Below are 18877 nucleotides of genomic sequence, written 5' to 3' on the forward strand. Positions count from 1 at the left end.
GCGGAAGTGCTCTACCGCTGATCGGGGCCGCCCTGCTCGCGCCCGAAGCCGAGTTTGCCCTCGGCCCGCTGCTGCGCGGAGTCGACCTGCTTCTGGTGCTTGCCACCGGTCCTCTGGTTGACCTGCTGCTCGGCGGCGTCGGACATCTTCCTGGACCTGTCCTTGTCCTTGCCGGCCATGCTCTTCATCTTGTCGAGGATGCCCATGCAGGAGCTCCTTCCGGGACGTGACTCACAGTCGACCGTACGACAGATATGCCGCGTATGCCCACTAGGGGCTCTTTGGGCCCCCTATGGTCTGAACCTCTCCGTCGCTACGGTGGTACGGCGAACGGCAAGGGGAGGGCACGCATGACGCGGCACAGCAGGATCCGTACCGGAGGGGCCGCGGTCGCGGTCCTCGCCCTGGCGCTGGTCACCGGTTGCGAGGGCCCGGGCGGGGAGGGGTCCTCGCCGCCCGGTGGCGGCGCCGAGGCACCGGCGGCGGGACAGGCCGTCAGCCCCCTGCGCAACCCGGACGGAACCGAGCCCGGCCTCGCCCCGATCACGGGCGACGCCCAGGAGGCGGCGGCCCGGGACCTCATCGACGGCCTGCGCACCAAGGGGCGCGGCCCGCGGACGGGCTACGACCGCGACGAGTTCGGGTACGCGTGGATGGACTCGGTGGAGGGCGTACCGCTGGCGAGGAACGGCTGTGACACGCGGAACGACCTGCTGAAACGCGACGGCCAGGACCTGCGCTTCCGCTCCGGCTCCGACTGCGTGGTCGTCGCCATGACGCTGGACGACCCGTACACCCGCACCACCATCGAGTGGCGCAAGCAGGACGCGAGCGAGGTCCAGATCGACCACGTCGTGCCCCTGTCGTACAGCTGGCAGATGGGTTCCTCGCGGTGGGCGGAGAGCAAGCGCGAGCAACTGGCCAACGACCCGCTCAACCTCCTCCCCGTCGAGGGCCGCGCCAACTCCGCCAAGCGGGACTCCGGCCCGGCGTCCTGGCTGCCGCCGAACAAGTCGGTCAGGTGCGCGTACGCGGTGCGGTTCGCGCAGGTCGCCGTCAAGTACGAACTCGCGGTGACCGCACCGGACCGGCAGGCGATGCTGCGCCAGTGCGGCGGCTGACGCGGGGGACCGGGGGGTCGGTGAAGGCTGACCTCGGGCCGTCGGCCGTGCCGAATTCCGTTTCCGGAGCGTCGGCCGTCCTGGCTACGGTGACCGCATGGAGCTGAAGATATCCAGCCTCGCCGAGCGCCCGGAGATGGTGGACCGGGTCCGCGCCATGGCCGACAGCTGGCCGGCCTTCGCCGTGGAGGACCTGTCGGGCAACGCCCACTACCCGCGCATCGCCGCCGAACTGCCGGAGTACGTGCAGTTCGCCGAGGACGAGCACGGTGAAGTCGTCGCCCACGGCCACAGCGTGCCGTTCGCCCTGCACCGCGAAGGGCGCGGCACCCTGCCCGCCCGGGGGTGGGGCGAGGTGCTCGTCTGGGCCTTCGGCGACCTGCGCCGGGGCGACCCCACCGACACCGTCAGCGCCATCTCCGTCACCGTCGCCCCGCACGCGCAAGGGCGCGGTCTCTCCGGCCGGATGCTCGCCGCCATGCGGGACAACGCCCGTGCCCGCGGTTTCCGTGAGGTCGTCGCCCCCGTCCGCCCCAGCGCCAAGCACCTCGAACCGCACGCCCCCATCGAGGAGTACGCCCGCCGTCTGCGTCCCGACGGTCTGCCCCACGACCCGTGGCTGCGCGTCCACGCCCGGGCCGGCGCCACCCTCGACTCCGTGGCCCCGGCCTCCATGACCGTCTCCGGTTCGCTGGAGCAGTGGCGGAGCTGGACCGGGCTGCCCTTCGACACCGCCGGGGACGTCGAGGTCCCCGGCGCCCTGGTGCCGGTGCGCTGTGAACCGGAGCGCGGGTACGCGGTGTACGTCGAGCCGAACGTGTGGATGCGGCACCCGTTGTGACCTGACGGCGCGTGACCGCCGGCTCCCTCGCCCCCGATCCGGCGGCGCCCGCGCCCCGGCGCCGTGTGTGGTGGTCTTCGAGGCTCGTGGCCGCCGCGCGGACGGCCGAAACCCGGCGGCCGGAAACCCAGCGGCCGGAAACCCGGCGGTCAGAAGGTGCCGTTGCCGAGCAGCTCGCCGTCGGCGTCGTAGACGGTGACGAGGCCGTTCTCGCTCTGCTTCCAGTCCGCGAACGCGGAGGCGATGAGGTTGGCCGGGCCCGTTCCCTCGCCCATGATTCCGCCGGTGAAGTCGGTGTAGACGTCGGCCGAGTCGAGGACGTCGTTCTGCTCTTCGGCGCCCTGCACCTTGGTGACGTGGGACACGGCGTCCTTCTCCGCGGCGGTCCCGTTCTTCCCCACGAACGCCTTGAACTGCTCGGCCTGGGACGCCTTCTCGACGGCCTTGTCCTCGGCGGGTTTGGCGTCCGCCTTGCCGTCCGCCTTCGCGCCGCCGCCCGCCTTCGCGTCACCGTCCGTCTTCGCGCCGCCGCCGTCCGCCTTCGCGCCGCCGGGATTCTCGTCGGCGCCGACGGAGGTCCGGCCGTCGCTCTTGCCGTCGCCGCCTCCGTCACCGGCGTTCGCCGACACCGCGCCGATGACGACGAGCCCCACCACGGCGCCCAGCGCGACCTTGGTCTTCATACCCATGACTGTGTCCCCTCCCGATGCGGCAACCGCCCTCTCCCGGCGACTGCTCGTTCGCGAGGTCAATAAGAACAAACTCTGTGAACCGAGTCAACACTGTTCACGCGTATACCCGCGTACACGGCGTGAACCACCCGCACGCCCTCGTCGGTATGCTCGGCGTCACAAGCGATGAGGGGAGCCGTGCGGGTGCAGGACAACGCGACGGAAGTGACCGCGGCCGGGATCGCGAGGCTCGCCGGCGTCGGCCGGGCTGCCGTGAGCAACTGGCGCCGTCGGCACGCCGACTTCCCCCGGCCGGTGGGGGGCACCGAGACCAGCCCCTCCTTCGCCCTCGCCGAGGTGGAGGGCTGGCTGCGTGAGCACGGCAAACTCGCCGAGGTCCCGCTCCGGGAGCGGGTGTGGCAGCAGCTGGCCGGGCATCCGGCGGGCCCGGTCACCGCACTGACGCACGTCGGCTGCGTCCTGCTGCTCATCCACGACCGCCCACCGCTCTGGCTCAACGCGAGCGCCGGCTCCGACGCACGGCTCGCGGCGATGCTGCCCGAGGCGTTGGAGCAGGTACTGACTCCGCGTTTCGGGCCGGCCCGCCGGGGTCGCGGCGGCCGCTGGGGCGGAGATGGCGCCCGCCCCGCCACCGGAGCATCCGCCGCTGTGAACGCGGCTTCCGGGGAGCAAGCGTCCGCCGCGGTTCACACACAGCCCGCGGCCGCCGCCGGTCAGACGCAGCGCGCGGCCGCCGCCATTCACGCGCAGTCCGAGGGTGCCGCCGTTCACACGCAGCCCGCTGTGACGGCACCGACCACTGTGAACAGCTCACCGACAGTTCACGACTCGCCGAGCGTCCACAGCCCGGTGGCGAAGCTCCGCACCCCGCCCGCCCCCACGTCGGCGGCCCCCACCTCGTCCGCCCCCGCCCTCGACACCCTCACGGGCCCCGCCCTCCTCCCCTCGACCCCCCTCCTCCGAGGCGCCGCGGAACTGGCCTCCGAACTCGGCGCCCGGCAGACCTTCGAGTTCCTGCTCGGCCGGCACCTCGACGCCAACCCCCGCCAGTACACGCTCACCCCCGCCGACCTCGCCGGCCTGATGGCGGACCTCGCCGGCCCCGCCCGTACCGTCCTCGACCCCGCCTGCGGCACCGGTGCCCTCCTGCGCGCCGCCGCGCCGGACGGCCCGGCCCCCCGGCCCGAACAGGCCGACCAGCGACTGCACGCCCAGGACGCCGCCCCCGACCTCGCCGCGCTCACCGGGCTCCGGCTCGCCCTGCACACCCGGGCCGGCCTCCGCGCCGCGGCCGGCGACACCCTGCGCGCCGACGCCTTCCCCGAGCTGCGCGCCGACGCCGTCCTGTGCCACCCGCCGTTCAACGAGCGCAACTGGGGACACGACGAACTCGCCTACGACGCACGCTGGGAGTACGGCTTCCCGGCCCGCACCGAGTCCGAGCTGGCCTGGGTGCAGCACGCCCTGGCCCGCCTGCGGGACGGCGGTACCGCCGTCCTCCTCATGCCGCCCGCCGCCGCCTCCCGCCGCTCCGGTCGCCGCGTCCGCGCCGATCTGCTGCGCCGGGGCGCGCTGCGGGCCGTGGTCGCGCTGCCGGTCGGCGCGGCACCGCCGTACAACATCGCGCTCCACCTGTGGGTGCTGCGCCGGCCCGACAAGGCCCCCGCGCAGCCCGAGGTGCTGCTCGCCGACGTGGGGCAGTTCGCCGGCGAGGGACGGGGCGGCCCCGACTGGCGGGCCGTGCGGGACACCGTGCTGGACGCCTGGCGGGACTTCGACGGTGCCGGGCGTCTCGACGAACGGCCCGGCCTGGCCCGTTCGCTGCCCGTCATCGCCCTCCTCGACGACGACGTCGACCTCTCACCCGCCCGCCATCTGCCGCCCCCTACGGCCGCCGACGGCGCCGGACGCCTCACCGACGTACGCGAACGCCTCGGTGAGACCCTGCGTCTGACCGCCGACCTCACCCCCGCCCCCGCGCACGACCCCGCCCAGCCCGCGCCCCGCTGGCCGCTCACCACCGTCGGCGAACTCGTCCGCGGGGGCGCCCTGGTGGTGCGCACCGGCACCCACGGCGGCCACGCGCGCGTGCCCGTGCTCACCGACCACGACGTCCTCTCCGGCACCGGCCCCTCCGGCACCCTCCCGGAGAGCGACGAGGAACCCGTGCTCACCGAACCCGGCGACGTCGTCGTCCCGGTCCTCGGCGGCGGCTCCGTCGCGCGCGTGGTCGACGACGCCACCGCGGGCGCCGCCCTGGGGCGCAACCTGGTCCTTCTGCGCCCCGACCCGGCCGCGCTCGACCCCTGGTTCCTCGCCGGCTTCCTGCGCGGCACCGCCAACAACCGCCAGGCCAGCAGCTACGCCTCCACCGCCACCCGCCTCGACGTACGCCGCCTCCAGTTGCCGCGGCTCCCGCTCGACGCCCAGCACCGCTACGGCACCCGTTTCCGCGCCCTCGACGAGTTCGACCGGGCCCTCAAACGCGCGGGCCGCCTCGGCGACCAGCTCGTACGGGGCATGTACGACGGGCTCACGGACGGCTCGGTGGCCCCGGACTGACGGCCTGCCCGGCGGCTGTCCGGCGGCCCGGTCGACGGCCCGCCGGAAGCCCGTCCGACGGCCTGATCCACGGCCCCACGGACGCCCCGTCCGGCGAGCCGCCCGATGCCCCGTCCGACGCCCCGGGCACGGGAAGTGACCAGCACGGCAACGGTTCGGTACAACCCGGGACCGCTTGTCCGTGTCGGCCTATACGCTCGTCCCCACACGGGACCTTCCGGTGTGTCCGCCTCACCAGGCCTTCAGGAGAAGTCATGCACGGCCAGGGCTTTGTGCCGCCACCGCCGCCGCGCCGCCCCCACACCGCGGTGCTGGTCCTGCTGCGCGTCTTCTTCGTGGCGCTCCCCCTGCTGAGCCTCGGGTTCCTCGCCTGGATATCGACCCTCTACGCGGCCATCGTCTCCCGCAGACCGCGCGACTGGTGGGCCTTCGGCGCGTCGGCCGTCGTCCTGGTGATCAGCTTCAGCCTGCTCGCCACGGACGACACGGACGACTTCAGCACGCCGAAGGGCACCACGGGCATGGTCATCCTGTTGCTCAACGCCTGCGCGTGCGCCGGTTACTTCCTCTACGCGGACATCCGGCACCACCAGGCGCCCCTCCACACCGGCTACCCGCCCCCCGGGCCCCCGGCCACCGGATACGGACACCCGCAGCCCGCGTACCACTACACCCCCGCGCCCCCGCAGGCGGTCCCGCAGCAGCCCCCGCCCCCGTACCGGGCCCCGCAGCCACAGACACCCACCCCGCCCCCGCGCACCCCCCAGCCCGCCCGCATCGACCAGGTCCGCGCCGAACTCGACGAGCTGAGCGACTACCTCCGCAAGCACGACGGCAGCGGCAGCGGCGGCCAGGAGAACGCCAGGTGACCGTGGCGGCGGGACGCGTCGTCGCCGACCGGTACGAACTGTCCACGCTCATCGGACAGGGCGGCATGGGCCAGGTCTGGACGGCCTACGACCGACGGCTCGACCGGCGCGTGGCGGTGAAGCTGCTGCGCCCCGACAAGGTGGCCGGCCAGGAGGCCGAGGAACTGCGCCGCCGGTTCGTGCGCGAGTGCCGGGTGACCGCCCAGGTCGACCACCCCGGCCTCGTCACCGTGCACGACGCCGGCAGCGAGGGCGAGGAGCTGTTCCTCGTCATGCAGTACGTCGACGGCGCCGACCTCTCCGACCACCTCGCCGAACACGACCCCTACCCCTGGCAGTGGGCGGTCGCCGTGGCCGCGCAGCTGTGCGCCGTCCTGAGCGCGGTGCACGCCGTGCCGATCGTCCACCGCGACCTCAAGCCCCGCAACGTGATGGTGAAGCAGGACGGCACCGTCACCGTCCTCGACCTCGGCGTCGCCTCCGTCATCGACGCCGACACCACCCGTCTCACCCACACCGGCACCCCCATAGGCTCGCCCGCCTACATGGCGCCCGAGCAGGCGATGGGCGGCGCCGTCGGCCCCTACACCGACCTCTACGCACTCGGTGTCCTCCTGCACGAACTGCTCAGCGGAGACGTCCCGTTCGCCGGTTCCACCGCCCTCGGCGTCCTCCACCGGCACCTGTACGAGCCCCCGCTGCCCGTACGCCGCCTCCGCCCCGAGGTCCCCGAGGCGCTCGAAGCCCTGGTCCTGCGCCTGCTCGCCAAGGACCCGCAGCACCGCCCCGCCTCCGCCCAGGAGGTCTACGAGCACCTGGCACTGCTGCTGCCCGCGCGCTCCATGCCCACCGGCGGGCCCCTCGACCCCACCCGCCCCTTCGTGCGCCCGCACGCCCCCTGGCCGGACCTGGCCCGCACCCCCGCGCCGCAGCCGACACCCGTCCCGCCCGTCGTCGAGGCCGAGAAGCCGGACGTCGCCCGAGCCGTCGACGACGTCAAACGCCTCCTCGGCGAGGGCCGCATCACCCAGGCCGTCGACATCCTCGGCGCGATCCTGCCCGTCGCCGCGGCCCAGCACGGCGAGCGCTCCCCGGTCGTGCGCACCCTGCGCAAGCAGTACGCGGCCACCCTCCTGGACGACGGCCAGTACCGGCGTGCCCTGCCCGAGCTGCGCCGCCTCGCCGACGAACGCGCCGCCGAGGCCGGTCAGGCCGACCCGCAGTCCCTGCGCCACCGCTACGACGCCGCCCAGTGCCTGGAGCAGCTCGGCGAACCGGCCGCCGCTCTCGCCGAGTACCGCGCCCTGCTGCCGTACTACGAGAACCAGTACGTCGCGGGCGACCCCGACCTCGCCCACGACGTCCGCCGCCGCATCGGACACCTGCTGCTCGCCCTCGGCGACCGCGCCGCCGCCCACGAGACGCTGGTGCGGCTGCTGCACGACGTGGAGCGCCTGCACGGCCCCGGCCATCCGGTGGCGGCCGAGGTCCGGCGCACCCTCCAGTGGCTCGGCCAGGTACGCGGCTGACGACCGAGCGCCCTCCCCGGCGGACGGCGTGCCCTCCCCGGCGGACGGCGTTGCCCTCCCCGGCGGACCGCGCGGACGGCGCGGCGGTGCCCGAAGTCCCGGTGAATCGTTGGTCGAATGGGTTGGCCAGAGCCGGGCCACTGCCTACCATCGATCATCGCAAGACTTTGTGCACCGTCGCACAATCTCCAACGGGAGGCTTCCTTGCACCGCCGCCGTCGCACCGCGCTCCTGCTCACCGCCGCGATCGCCGCCGCGGCGCCCCTGCTCACCGCCTGCGGCAACGACGCGCATCCGGGAGCGGCGGCCGTCGTGGGCGACCAGCGGATCACCGTCGCCCAGCTGGAGAACCGCGTCGACGAGGTGCGCGAGGCGCAGCGGGCCGCCGTCCCGGACGACACCCAGTACCAGCAGGTCGTCGCCCGCACCGGCACCCTCACCCGCGACACCCTGCACAGCATGGTCCTGGACCGGGTCCTGCACCGCGCCGCCCAGGACGCGGGGGTGACCGTCAGCCGCGGTGAGGTGCAGAAGATGCGCGGCGGACTGGAGGAGCAGGCCGGCGGCGCCAAGGAGCTGGAGACGGTCTGGCTGCAGCAGTACGGTGTCGCCCCCGAGCGCCTCGACGAGAACCTCCGTCTCCAGCTGGAGGCCCAGAAGCTCGCCGAGAGCCTCGGCACCGACACCAGCCGTCCCGAGTTCTGGCAGGCCCTGTCCAAGGCCTCGGCCAAGCTCGACGTCGACCTCAATCCGCGCTACGGCGACTGGGACGTCCAGAAGAGCAGCCGCGTCGACGCGAAGACGCCGTGGCTGCGGGAGATCACGGCACAGCGCTCCCAGCAGACGGCGTAACGGTCCTGCGCGGGGCCTGCCCACCGACGGACAGGCCCGGGCGACCACGCGGCGGAGAACCGGCACGGGCACCCCGTGCGGACACGCCGGGTGGGCACCGCCCTGTGGACAGCCTTTGTGGACAGCCCCTGTGGACAACTCAGGGCGCCGTCAGCCGCGTGCGTTACGTTTCTGATCGTGAACGCAATCAGCGCCGACGCCGCTCCCGGCACCGCCCCCGACCCCGGCCGCATCGTCCTGCTCACCACGAGCCATCGCGTGGCCCCCGGCCTGCTGTCCTGGCCCGCCTGGCAGGCCCTGCGCACCGCCGACCGCGTGCTGTGCGCCGACGCGGCGCACCCGCAGCTCCCGTACCTGCGCGAGGCGGGCATACGGGTCGACGAGGGGGCCCCGACCGCCGAGGAGCTGGTCGCGGCCTGCGCCGGCGGCCGGACCGTGGTGGTCGTGGCGACCGGTGAGGGCGACCCCGCGCTCACCGACGGACTGGCCCGCCTCGCCGGCTCCGGCCGCCTGGCCATGCCCGACCTGGAGCTGCTCCCCGCCTCCTACGACCTCCCGGGCGCCCGCCTCCTCGACCTCGTGCAGGTCATGGACCGCATCCGCGTCGAATGCCCCTGGTCGTCCCGGCGGACCCACGAGGGCCTGGCCAAGTACGCCATCGAGGAGGCGTACGAGCTGGTCGAGGCGATCGAGGACGGCGACCGCGACGAACTCCGCGAGGAACTGGGCGACGTACTCCTCCAGGTCGTGTTCCACGCCCGCATCGCCGAGGAGGACCCCGACGCCCCGTTCTCCGTGGACGACGTGGCCGGCACCATCGTCAGCAAACTGATCCACCGCCACCCGCACGTCTTCGGCGACGAGACGGCGACCACCCCCGAGGAGGTCAGGGAGCACTGGCTGCGCACCAAGGCCGCCGAGAAGCAGCGCACCTCGGTCACCGAGGGCGTCCCGCTCGGCCAGCCCGGCCTCGCCCTCGCCGCCAAGCTCGCCTCCCGGGTCCGCACGGCGGGCCTCACCGTCCCCCTTCCCACCGGCGAAGGTGTCGGTTACGAACTCCTCGCCCTCGCCGCCCGCGCCGAGTCCGAGGGCACCGACCCGGAGGCGGCCCTGAGAGCGGCGGCCCGCACCTACCGGGACGCGATCAGGGAGGTCGAGGGGTGACCGGCCACCCGCCCCGACCCGGCCACCCCGGACGCCCGCCCCACCCCGGCCACCGTGCCCCCGGTGCCACCGAGGGCCCGGCCCCCGAGCTGTTCACCTGGGAGTTCGCGAGCGACCCCTACCCCGCGTACGCCTGGCTGCGCGAGCATTCCCCCGTGCACCGGACGCGGCTGCCCAGCGGCGTGGAGGCCTGGCTGGTGACCCGGTACGCCGACGCCAAGCAGGCCCTCGCCGACCCACGGCTGTCCAAGAACCCGGCCCACCACGACGAGCCCGCGCACGCCAAGGGCAAGACCGGCATCCCGGGGGAGCGCAAGGCCGACCTGATGACCCATCTGCTGAACATCGACCCGCCGGACCACACCCGGCTGCGCCGACTGGTCAGCAAGGCGTTCACCCCGCGCCGGGTGGCGGAGTTCGCGCCCCGCGTGCAGGAGCTCGCCGACGGGCTCATCGACCGGTTCGCCGCCACCGGCAGCGCCGATCTCATCCACGAGTTCGCCTTCCCGCTCCCCATCTACGCCATCTGCGACCTGCTCGGCGTACCCCGCGAGGACCAGGACGACTTCCGGGACTGGGCGGGCATGATGATCCGCCACGGCGGGGGGCCACGGGGCGGGGTGGCGCGGTCGGTGAAGAAGATGCGGGGCTACCTCGCCGAGCTCATCCACCGCAAGCGCGCGGCGCTGACACCCGAGCCCGGACCCGGTGAGGACCTCATCTCCGGCCTCATCCGCGCCTCGGACCACGGGGAGCACCTCACCGAGAACGAGGCCGCGGCCATGGCCTTCATCCTGTTGTTCGCGGGTTTCGAGACCACGGTGAACCTGGTGGGCAACGGGACGTACGCCCTGCTCACGCACCCGGAGCAGCGGGCCCGTCTCCAGTCGTCCCTGGCCGACGGCGAACGCGCCCTGCTGGAGACCGGAGTGGAGGAACTGCTGCGGTACGACGGCCCGGTGGAGCTGGCCACGTGGCGCTTCGCCACCCGGCCGCTCACCATCGGCGGGCAGGACATCGCGGCGGGCGACCCCGTCCTCGTCGTCCTCGCCGCCGCCGACCGGGACCCGGAGCGGTTCACGGACCCGGACACCCTGGACCTCTCCCGCCGGGACAGCCAGCACCTCGGGTACGGCCACGGCATCCACTACTGCCTGGGCGCCCCGCTCGCCCGGCTGGAGGGGCAGACCGCGCTCGCCACGCTCCTCACCCGCCTGCCGGACCTGAGCCTCGCCGCCGACCCGGCCGAACTGCGCTGGCGCGGCGGGCTCATCATGCGAGGTCTGCGCACCCTGCCCGTGTCGTTCACACCGGTCGCACCGGCGAACGGGAGCGTTGCGTCGCCTCCGCAAAAGTGACACGCGCTCAACTTTGTGATCTTCACGTGATCTGCGCGGCATGAACTTGTGACAAGCGATCATCTGCCTATACGTTCACGGATCAACGTGGCCCCCAGTCTCACGGCCACGCGATCCTCGCTGTCTCGTGAAAGGTCGTCGCATGCTCTCCGGGAACGGTCGTCACCGCCGCCCCCGCCAGGCACCCGCCCTGGTCGTCGCCGCCGGAGTCACGGGCTCCGCCATCGCGATCCCGCTTCTCGGCGCCACCGGCGCGCACGCGGCCGACGGGGCGAACTGGGACCGGGTCGCCGAGTGCGAGACCGGCGGCGCCTGGAGCCAGAGCAGCGGCAACGGCTACTACGGCGGGCTGCAACTGTCCCAGGACGTCTGGGAGCAGTACGGCGGCCTGGAGTACGCGTCGAGCGCCGATCAGGCCAGCCGCTCCCAGCAGATAAGAATCGCCGAGAAGTTGCGCGCGGACCAGGGCATCGCCGCCTGGCCGACCTGCGGCCTGCTCGCGGGCCTGGGCAACGACTCGGGTTCGCCGGCCGGCGGCACGGGTGCGGCGGAGGAGGGTCCGTCGCAGGGGTCGGACGACGCGGGGACGCCGAAGGCTCCCCGGTCGACCGGGGCGTCCGGCACCGGCTCGTCCGGCTCGTCCGAAGAGTCCGAGCGGGCCTCCGGGGTCTCGCCTTCGTCCCCGCCCCCGGCCACGCCTGACTCCCCGTCGACCGAACCGGACGAAACGGCCAAGGCCGACACGGCGCCCGGAACCAGCCCCTCGGCGACCGCCGACCCGCAGGAGTCCGACAGGTCGTCCGCAGCCACCACCAAGGGTGACGAAACGGACAAGGCGGGCCAGAGTGCGGGCTCTTCGGCCCTCACCGACACCGCGGGGTCCGGCGCCGGCAAGCACCGCGGCGACCGCGCCGAGGAGGGCGTGGAGGAGGGCCGCGGGACCGACGCGTCGGGGCGGCATGCCTCGCGCGGTGAGGACGAGGCGCGAGAGGTCGTCGACGGCTCGTACACCGTCCGTTCCGGCGACAGCCTCTGGGGCATCGCCGACTCCCTTGAGCTCGACGGCGGGTGGCGCTCGCTGTACGTCGGCAACGAGGAGGTCGTCGGCGCCGACCCGGACCACATCCTGCCCGGTCAGACGCTCATGGTCGGGGGCGAATCGGGCCAAAAGTAGGGGGAGTTCGCGTCACGGTTCGGGGCCTATGTCCGATTTGGATCACGTGAGACATAGCTCTCAGAAGCCGTGATCGTCTTTGAAAATCCGGCGAGCGCGTGTCTACGGTCATGGTCGCTCGCCATCGCGGGCCCCGGCTGCCGCAACGCCGAATCCTGCCAGCGGCCGTCCGGGAACAGTCGTCGCGTCAAGCGCCGCAGGCAGGAGCGGGGGACCCAAGGTAAGTGCCGCACCGGGCAGTCGAGCCGGAGCGGCTAGGGGTGGAGCCGAGTTCCGCGAGGAACCCGGCCGGGCAACTCAACCGGCCCGAACCCGACAGCTCACCTCGCAGGCGTCGGTGAGGGGATCAACCATGCTGTTTTCCGGCAAGGGCAAGCACCGTCGCCCGTCCAAGGCCACCCGAGTCATCGCCGTCGCCGGTGTCACCGGTGCCGCCGTCGCCGCCCCGCTGATGGCGGCCGGCAACGCCTCCGCCGCCACCGCCTCCGAGTGGGACGCCGTCGCCCAGTGCGAGTCCGGTGGCAACTGGTCCATCAACACCGGCAACGGTTACTACGGCGGTCTGCAGTTCTCCGCCTCCACCTGGGCCGGCTACGGCGGTACGCAGTACGCCGCGACCGCCGACCAGGCGAGCAAGTCGCAGCAGATCGAGATCGCCGAGAAGGTGCTCGCGGGCCAGGGCAAGGGTGCCTGGCCGGTCTGCGGCACCGGCCTGTCGGGCGCCGCGTACACCGGTGGCGGCTCCACCGAGAGCCAGGACAGCGGTTCCGCGCAGGGCTCCGGCAGCTCCGAGAGCCAGAGCAGCGGCTCCACCGCCGACCGCTCCACCGAGCAGAAGGCCTCCCGCTCCGAGGAGCGCCCGGCCGCCGAGAAGCCGGCCGAGAAGAAGACCGTCACCACCCCGACCGGCAAGAAGGTCGAGAAGGGCGACGGCGAGTACAAGGTCGTCAAGGGCGACACCCTCAGCTCGATCGCCCAGGAGCACGACGTCAAGGGCGGCTGGGCGAAGCTGTTCAAGCTGAACGACGACATCGTCGACGAGGCCGACCTGATCTACCCGGGCCAGCAGCTGCACCTGAAGTAAGCGGCGGCCCCGCCTGCTCCCGTCCCGGCGCGTGTTCCCCCGTACGCGCCGGGACGGGTTTTTCACGCCCCCGTCCCGCCCGCGCCGCCGTCCCCGGGGCCGCGGGTGTTTCCGGAAACGTCTTTGTTCCGTTCGGAAACAATTTACTCTCGGTTCTGTCCAGCGGGTGGGCGATCGGCTGGCCGATCGCCCGGAGCCGGTTAGGCTCGGTCCCGCAGAGCCGCTGCGGTCCTGTGGACCCGCGCGTCACACCGAAGCGTCACATTGAAGAAGGAGATGCTCGTGCCGTCCATCGACGTCGTCGTAGCCCGGGAAATCCTGGACTCCCGAGGCAACCCCACGGTCGAGGTCGAGGTCGGCCTCGACGACGGCAGCACGGGTCGTGCCGCCGTTCCCTCCGGCGCCTCCACCGGCGCCTTCGAGGCCATCGAACTCCGTGACGGCGACCCGGCCCGTTACCTGGGCAAGGGCGTCGAGAAGGCCGTCCTGGCCGTCATCGAGCAGATCGGCCCGGAGCTGGTCGGCTACGACGCCACCGAGCAGCGCCTGATCGACCAGGCCATGTTCGACCTGGACGCCACCGACAACAAGGGCTCGCTGGGCGCCAACGCCATCCTCGGCGTCTCCCTCGCCGTCGCCCACGCCGCCTCCGAGGCCAGCGACCTGCCGCTCTTCCGCTACCTGGGCGGCCCCAACGCGCACCTGCTGCCGGTGCCGATGATGAACATCCTGAACGGCGGCTCGCACGCCGACTCCAACGTGGACATCCAGGAGTTCATGATCGCCCCGATCGGCGCGGAGTCCTTCTCCGAGGCCCTGCGCTGGGGCGCCGAGGTCTACCACACGCTGAAGAAGGTCCTGAAGAACAAGGGCCTGGCCACCGGCCTCGGCGACGAGGGCGGCTTCGCCCCGAACCTCGGCTCCAACCGCGAGGCCCTCGACCTGATCCTCGAGGCGATCAAGGAGGCCGGCTACACCCCCGGCGAGCAGATCGCCCTGGCGCTCGACGTCGCCGCGTCCGAGTTCTACAAGGACGGCTCCTACGCCTTCGAGGGCAAGAACCGCACCGCCGCCGAGATGACCGAGTACTACGCCGAGCTGGTCGAGGCGTACCCGCTGGTCTCCATCGAGGACCCGCTGTTCGAGGACGACTGGGACGGCTGGAACACCATCACCGCCAAGCTCGGCGACAAGGTGCAGCTCGTCGGCGACGACCTGTTCGTCACCAACCCGGAGCGCCTGGCCCGCGGCATCGAGGAGAACTCGGCCAACGCCCTGCTCGTCAAGGTGAACCAGATCGGCTCGCTGACCGAGACCCTGGACGCCGTCGAGCTGGCCCAGCGCAACGGCTTCAAGTGCATGATGTCCCACCGTTCCGGCGAGACCGAGGACGTCACCATCGCCGACCTGGCCGTCGCCACCAACTGCGGCCAGATCAAGACCGGTGCCCCGGCCCGCTCCGAGCGCGTCGCCAAGTACAACCAGCTGCTGCGCATCGAGGAGATCCTCGACGACGCCGCGGTGTACGCCGGCCGCAGCGCGTTCCCCCGCTTCAAGGGCTGACCCGCCCGGTAAGAGGCGGCGTCGTACGTACGTCCCCGTACTCGGTCCCGTACCGTGTGCGGGGACGTACGCACGTAGGGCGACGCACGAGGGTGCAGGGGAGGCGGGGACATGGCGGTGAAGGACCGGGACCGTTTCTCCACCGCGACCAGGATCCGGATCATCGGGGAGCAGACCGCGGCCCGGGTCTACCGTTCGCAGACCAAGCGCCAGGCCCGCCGCTCCCGGCTGACCGGCCGGGCCGCGCTGCTCGCGATGGTGCTCTGCTCGCTGGTCGTGGCGCTCGCCTATCCGATACGGCAGTACGTCGCCCAGCGGGCGGAGGTCGCCGATCTCCAGCGGGAGCAGCGCGAGACCCGGAGCCGGGTCGAGGAGCTGCGCGACCTCAAGGCGCGCTGGCAGGACGACGCCTACGCCGAGCAGCAGGTCCGGCTGCGGCTGCACTACGTGATGCCGGGGGAGACGGGGTTCGTCGTCGTCGACCCGGACGCCGCCAAGCAGGCCCGCGCCGAGGCCGGTGCCGCCGACCGCCCCTGGTACCGCAACGTCTGGGACGGGATCGACAAGGCCGACGCCGCCGGCCGGCCGTGAACCGACCGCGCCGGCCGTGAACCGACCGCGCCGGCCGTGAACCGACCGCGCCGGCCGTGACTCAACAGGAAGACCAGCAGAAGACAGTCATGCAGACTCCCCCGCCGACCACCCCGCGCACCGAGCCCACCGACGCGGACGTGGCGGCCTTCAAGCAGCAGCTCGGGCGTCCTCCGCGCGGCCTGCGCGCCATCGCGCACCGCTGCCCCTGCGGTCAGCCGGACGTCGTGGAGACGGCGCCGCGGCTGCCCGACGGCACGCCCTTCCCCACGCTGTACTACCTGACGTGCCCCCGGGCGGCCTCCGCGATCGGCACGCTGGAGGCGAACGGCGTGATGAAGGAGATGACCGAGCGCCTCGCCACCGACCCCGAGCTGGCCGCCGCCTACCGGGCCGCGCACGAGGACTACATCCGGCGCCGCGACGAGATCGAGGAGCTGACCGGGTTCCCGAGCGCGGGCGGCATGCCCGACCGGGTCAAGTGCCTGCACGTGCTGGTCGGCCACTCCCTCGCGGCCGGGCCGGGCGTGAACCCACTGGGCGACGAGGCCATCGCGATGCTGCCCGAGTGGTGGCGCAAGGGGCCGTGCGTGACGGTCGACGGGACCTGTGGGGAGGACGGCCAGTGACCCGTGTCGCCGCCATCGACTGCGGTACGAACTCCATCCGGCTGCTGGTCGCCGACGTCGACCCGGCGACCGGTGAGCTGACCGACCTGGACCGCCGCATGACCATCGTGCGGCTCGGTCAGGGCGTCGACCGCACCGGGCGGCTGGCGCCCGAGGCGCTGGAGCGGACCTTCGCCGCGTGCCGCGAGTACGCCGAGGTGATCAAGGAGCACGGCGCGGAGCGGCTGCGCTTCGTGGCGACCTCCGCCTCCCGGGACGCGGAGAACCGAACCGACTTCGTGCGCGGCGTGCTGGACATCCTCGGCGTGGAGCCGGAGGTCATCACGGGGGACCAGGAGGCGGAGTTCTCCTTCACCGGCGCCACCCGGGAGCTGGCCGGCCGCGACCACCTCGACAGGCCCTACCTGGTCGTGGACATCGGCGGCGGCTCGACCGAGTTCGTCGTCGGCGACGACCACGTGCGTGCCGCCCGCTCCGTGGACGTCGGCTGCGTCCGGATGACCGAGCGGCACCTGGTCCAGGACGGCGCGGTGACCGACCCGCCGACCGAGGCGCAGGTCGCGGCGATGCGGGCGGACATCGAGGCGGCCCTGGACCTCGCCGAGGAGACGGTGCCGCTGCGCGAGGCGCGCACGCTGGTGGGGCTGGCCGGCTCGGTGACGACGCTCTCCGCCATCGCGCAGGAGCTGCCCGAGTACGACTCGGCCGCCATCCACCACTCCCGGGTCTCCCGGGACCGGGTCGGGGAGATCACCGCGTGGCTGCTGCGCTCCACCCACGCCGAGCGCGCGGCGGTCCCGTCCCTGCATCCGGGCCGCGTCGACGTCATCGGAGCGGGTGCGCTCGTCCTCCTGGCGATCATGGAGCGAACGGGCGCGCGGGAGGTCGTCGTGAGCGAGCACGACATCCTCGACGGCATCGCATGGTCGGTGGCGTAGGGTCCGTGCTCGCTCTCTGAGCAGGGCGGACGACGATTGAGCGGTCGCCGGGGGGCCTCGCGGGCCTCTCGGTGACGTCCTGTCGGGAAAGTTCGTGAAGTTCTTCACAAGGAATTGGGCCCGGTCGGACGGCGAAAGCGCGTCGGTTGACCCTTTTGGGGGTGCAACAGCCCTTTGAACGCGTTCAGGACCGTGTGTGCGAGGGGTGCCGCCGGGTCACCGGGAGGGGGTGGTCCACCGCCCCCTCAGGTGCGGACGGGCAGCTCACGCGGCATTGACAACGGGGTGCACTACACGCTGGTTCCTTCCCCCGCCATGATCTCCGTCACGTGGGCGGCGGATGGTAGCACAGCCTTCACCGAAGCTTGTGAAGGGGCGCACGAACGACCCCCCTGAGACGGGTGGATACTCGATGGCATGAGCACCACGGAGCGTCCCAGGATCCTCGTAGTAGGCGGTGGGTACGTAGGCCTGTACGCAGCTCGACGCATCCAGAAGAAGATGCGTTACGGCGAGGCGACCGTCACCGTCGTCGACCCGCGGTCGTACATGACCTACCAGCCCTTCCTCCCCGAAGCCGCCGCCGGCAACATCTCCCCGCGGCACGTCGTCGTCCCCCTCAGGCGCGTGCTTCCCAAGGCGGAGGTCCTCACCGGCCGGGTCACCACCATCGACCAGGACCGCAAGGTCGCCACGATCGCCCCGCTGGTGGGCGAGGCGTACGAGCTGCCGTTCGACTACCTGGTCATCGCCATGGGCGCGGTCTCCCGCACCTTCCCGATCCCCGGCCTCGCCGAGCAGGGCATCGGCATGAAGGGCATCGAGGAGTCCATCGGACTGCGCAACCACGTCCTGGAGCAGCTGGACAAGGCCGACTCCACCACCGACGAGGAGATCCGCCGCAAGGCGCTCACCTTCGTCTTCATCGGCGGCGGTTTCGCCGGCGCGGAGACCATCGGTGAGGTCGAGGACATGGCCCGCGACGCGGCCAAGTACTACAAGAACGTCTCCCGCGAGGACATGCGCTTCATCCTCGTGGACGCCGCCGACAAGATCCTCCCCGAGGTCGGCCCCAAGCTCGGCCAGTACGGCAAGGAGCACCTCGAGGGCCGCGGCGTCGAGGTCTACCTGTCCACCTCCATGGACTCCTGCGTCGACGGCCACGTCGTGCTGAAGAACGGCCTGGAGGTCGACTCCAGCACCATCGTGTGGACGGCCGGCGTCAAGCCGAACCCGGCCCTGTCCCGCTTCGGCCTGCCGCTGGGTCCCCGCGGTCACGTCGACTGCGAGCCGACCCTCCAGGTCAAGGGCACCGACTACATCTGGGCCGCGGGCGACAACGCCCAGGTGCCGGACCTCGTCGGCCGCAAGGCGGGCAACGAGAACGCGTGGTGCCCGCCGAACGCCCAGCACGCGCTGCGCCAGGCCAAGGTCCTCGGCGACAACGTGATCTCCGGCATGCGGGGCTTCCCGCAGAAGGACTACAGCCACGCCAACAAGGGCGCGGTGGCGGGCCTCGGCCTCCACAAGGGCGTCGCGATGATCGTCATGGGCAAGATGAAGATCAAGCTCAAGGGACGTCTCGCCTGGTACATGCACCGCGGCTACCACGGTCTCGCGATGCCGACCTTCAACCGGAAGATCCGCGTCTTCGCGGACTGGACGCTCGGCATGTTCCTCAAGCGCGAGGTCGTCTCCCTCGGTGCGATGGAGACCCCGCGCGAGGAGTTCTACGAGGCCGCCAAGCCGGCCCCGGCCGCCGCGCCCAAGGCCGCCGAGCCGGCCGCGCAGCCGCAGAAGTCCGGGGAGAAGGCCAAGGCCTCCTGACCTCCCCGTCAGCGCACCCGTAGTACCCCGAAGGGGCCGTCCGCCATCCGTGGTGCGGGCGGCCCCTTCGCGCTGCGCCGGCC

At 72.6% G+C, this 18877-nt stretch carries 17 protein-coding genes and 1 riboswitch; of the genes, 15 read left to right on the top strand and 2 right to left on the bottom strand.

Features of this window, described 5'->3' with window-relative positions; genetic code table 11:
• Positions 1-11: 11 nt before the first annotated feature.
• Positions 12-206 (bottom strand): antitoxin, encoded by a 195-nt coding sequence (locus ACGF5T_RS09080; protein WP_356608870.1) that lies wholly within the window; start codon positions 204-206, stop codon positions 12-14.
• 144 nt (positions 207-350) lie between these two features.
• Between ACGF5T_RS09080 and ACGF5T_RS09085 the strand changes: the two genes are divergently transcribed.
• Both ACGF5T_RS09085 and ACGF5T_RS09090 read left to right on the top strand, forming a co-directional pair.
• A complete protein-coding gene (locus ACGF5T_RS09085; RefSeq protein ID WP_366766779.1) occupies positions 351-1121 on the top strand; it encodes an HNH endonuclease family protein in 771 nt (256 codons plus the stop codon).
• 97 nt (positions 1122-1218) lie between these two features.
• Complete coding sequence (locus ACGF5T_RS09090) at positions 1219-1962, top strand: GNAT family N-acetyltransferase (protein ID WP_356608866.1); 744 nt, start codon at positions 1219-1221, stop codon at positions 1960-1962.
• 149 nt (positions 1963-2111) lie between these two features.
• On the opposite strand, the gene ACGF5T_RS09095 is transcribed toward ACGF5T_RS09090, so the two are convergent.
• Positions 2112-2651 carry a hypothetical protein gene (locus ACGF5T_RS09095; RefSeq protein ID WP_366766778.1) on the bottom strand — a complete coding sequence of 180 codons (540 nt, stop codon included), beginning with the start codon at positions 2649-2651 and terminating at the stop codon, positions 2112-2114.
• 186 nt (positions 2652-2837) lie between these two features.
• Between ACGF5T_RS09095 and ACGF5T_RS09100 the strand changes: the two genes are divergently transcribed.
• The 13 genes from ACGF5T_RS09100 (at position 2838) to ACGF5T_RS09160 (ending at position 18794) form a co-directional block, all read left to right on the top strand.
• Complete coding sequence (locus tag ACGF5T_RS09100; RefSeq protein ID WP_366766777.1) at positions 2838-5216, top strand: N-6 DNA methylase; 2379 nt, start codon at positions 2838-2840, stop codon at positions 5214-5216.
• A gap of 254 nt (positions 5217-5470) precedes the next feature.
• On the top strand, positions 5471-6085 hold the full coding sequence (locus ACGF5T_RS09105; protein ID WP_356608860.1) for a hypothetical protein: 615 nt from the start codon (positions 5471-5473) through the stop codon (positions 6083-6085).
• A gap of 38 nt (positions 6086-6123) precedes the next feature.
• Entirely contained in the window at positions 6124-7614 is a 1491-nt protein-coding gene (pkaE, locus tag ACGF5T_RS09110; RefSeq protein WP_356609098.1) for a serine/threonine protein kinase PkaE, read from the top strand.
• Between the two features lie 204 nt (positions 7615-7818).
• The gene (locus tag ACGF5T_RS09115; RefSeq protein WP_356608858.1) at positions 7819-8466 is read left to right on the top strand and encodes a SurA N-terminal domain-containing protein; all 648 of its coding nucleotides are present in this window, start codon (positions 7819-7821) and stop codon (positions 8464-8466) included.
• A gap of 177 nt (positions 8467-8643) precedes the next feature.
• The gene (locus ACGF5T_RS09120) at positions 8644-9630 is read left to right on the top strand and encodes a nucleoside triphosphate pyrophosphohydrolase (protein WP_392887314.1); all 987 of its coding nucleotides are present in this window, start codon (positions 8644-8646) and stop codon (positions 9628-9630) included.
• A gap of 89 nt (positions 9631-9719) precedes the next feature.
• Positions 9720-10988, top strand: coding sequence for a cytochrome P450 (locus tag ACGF5T_RS09125; protein ID WP_356609094.1), 1269 nt, complete (start codon positions 9720-9722; stop codon positions 10986-10988).
• 142 nt (positions 10989-11130) lie between these two features.
• Positions 11131-12162: a transglycosylase family protein gene (locus ACGF5T_RS09130; protein WP_366766776.1), complete on the top strand. Its 1032-nt coding sequence runs from the start codon at positions 11131-11133 to the stop codon at positions 12160-12162.
• A gap of 182 nt (positions 12163-12344) precedes the next feature.
• A riboswitch (cyclic di-AMP (ydaO/yuaA leader) is annotated at positions 12345-12511 on the top strand.
• 3 nt (positions 12512-12514) lie between these two features.
• A complete protein-coding gene (locus ACGF5T_RS09135) occupies positions 12515-13246 on the top strand; it encodes a transglycosylase family protein (RefSeq protein ID WP_366766775.1) in 732 nt (243 codons plus the stop codon).
• A gap of 282 nt (positions 13247-13528) precedes the next feature.
• Positions 13529-14809, top strand: coding sequence for a phosphopyruvate hydratase (gene eno, locus ACGF5T_RS09140; protein ID WP_356608852.1), 1281 nt, complete (start codon positions 13529-13531; stop codon positions 14807-14809).
• 111 nt (positions 14810-14920) lie between these two features.
• Positions 14921-15400 (top strand): septum formation initiator family protein, encoded by a 480-nt coding sequence (locus tag ACGF5T_RS09145; protein WP_356608850.1) that lies wholly within the window; start codon positions 14921-14923, stop codon positions 15398-15400.
• A gap of 89 nt (positions 15401-15489) precedes the next feature.
• Positions 15490-16029 carry a DUF501 domain-containing protein gene (locus tag ACGF5T_RS09150; RefSeq protein ID WP_356608848.1) on the top strand — a complete coding sequence of 180 codons (540 nt, stop codon included), beginning with the start codon at positions 15490-15492 and terminating at the stop codon, positions 16027-16029.
• Positions 16026-16967 (top strand): Ppx/GppA phosphatase family protein, encoded by a 942-nt coding sequence (locus ACGF5T_RS09155; RefSeq protein ID WP_361013709.1) that lies wholly within the window; start codon positions 16026-16028, stop codon positions 16965-16967. Before ACGF5T_RS09150 ends, ACGF5T_RS09155 begins: the two co-directional genes overlap by 4 nt.
• Positions 16968-17384: 417 nt before the next feature.
• Positions 17385-18794, top strand: coding sequence for an NAD(P)/FAD-dependent oxidoreductase (locus tag ACGF5T_RS09160; protein ID WP_356608844.1), 1410 nt, complete (start codon positions 17385-17387; stop codon positions 18792-18794).
• The last annotated feature ends 83 nt before the right edge of the window (positions 18795-18877 follow it).

The organism is Streptomyces sp. NPDC047853 (assembly GCF_043204535.1).
Taxonomy (GTDB): Bacteria; Actinomycetota; Actinomycetes; order Streptomycetales; family Streptomycetaceae; genus Streptomyces.

Coding starts and splice junctions, on each gene's coding strand:
- ACGF5T_RS09080 (WP_356608870.1), bottom strand. CDS start 206: ATGGGCATCCTCGACAAGATGAAGAGCATGGCCGGCAAGGACAAGGAC.
- ACGF5T_RS09085 (WP_366766779.1), top strand. CDS start 351: ATGACGCGGCACAGCAGGATCCGTACCGGAGGGGCCGCGGTCGCGGTC.
- ACGF5T_RS09090 (WP_356608866.1), top strand. CDS start 1,219: ATGGAGCTGAAGATATCCAGCCTCGCCGAGCGCCCGGAGATGGTGGAC.
- ACGF5T_RS09095 (WP_366766778.1), bottom strand. CDS start 2,651: ATGGGTATGAAGACCAAGGTCGCGCTGGGCGCCGTGGTGGGGCTCGTC.
- ACGF5T_RS09105 (WP_356608860.1), top strand. CDS start 5,471: ATGCACGGCCAGGGCTTTGTGCCGCCACCGCCGCCGCGCCGCCCCCAC.
- ACGF5T_RS09130 (WP_366766776.1), top strand. CDS start 11,131: ATGCTCTCCGGGAACGGTCGTCACCGCCGCCCCCGCCAGGCACCCGCC.
- ACGF5T_RS09135 (WP_366766775.1), top strand. CDS start 12,515: ATGCTGTTTTCCGGCAAGGGCAAGCACCGTCGCCCGTCCAAGGCCACC.
- ACGF5T_RS09145 (WP_356608850.1), top strand. CDS start 14,921: ATGGCGGTGAAGGACCGGGACCGTTTCTCCACCGCGACCAGGATCCGG.
- ACGF5T_RS09150 (WP_356608848.1), top strand. CDS start 15,490: ATGCAGACTCCCCCGCCGACCACCCCGCGCACCGAGCCCACCGACGCG.
- ACGF5T_RS09160 (WP_356608844.1), top strand. CDS start 17,385: ATGAGCACCACGGAGCGTCCCAGGATCCTCGTAGTAGGCGGTGGGTAC.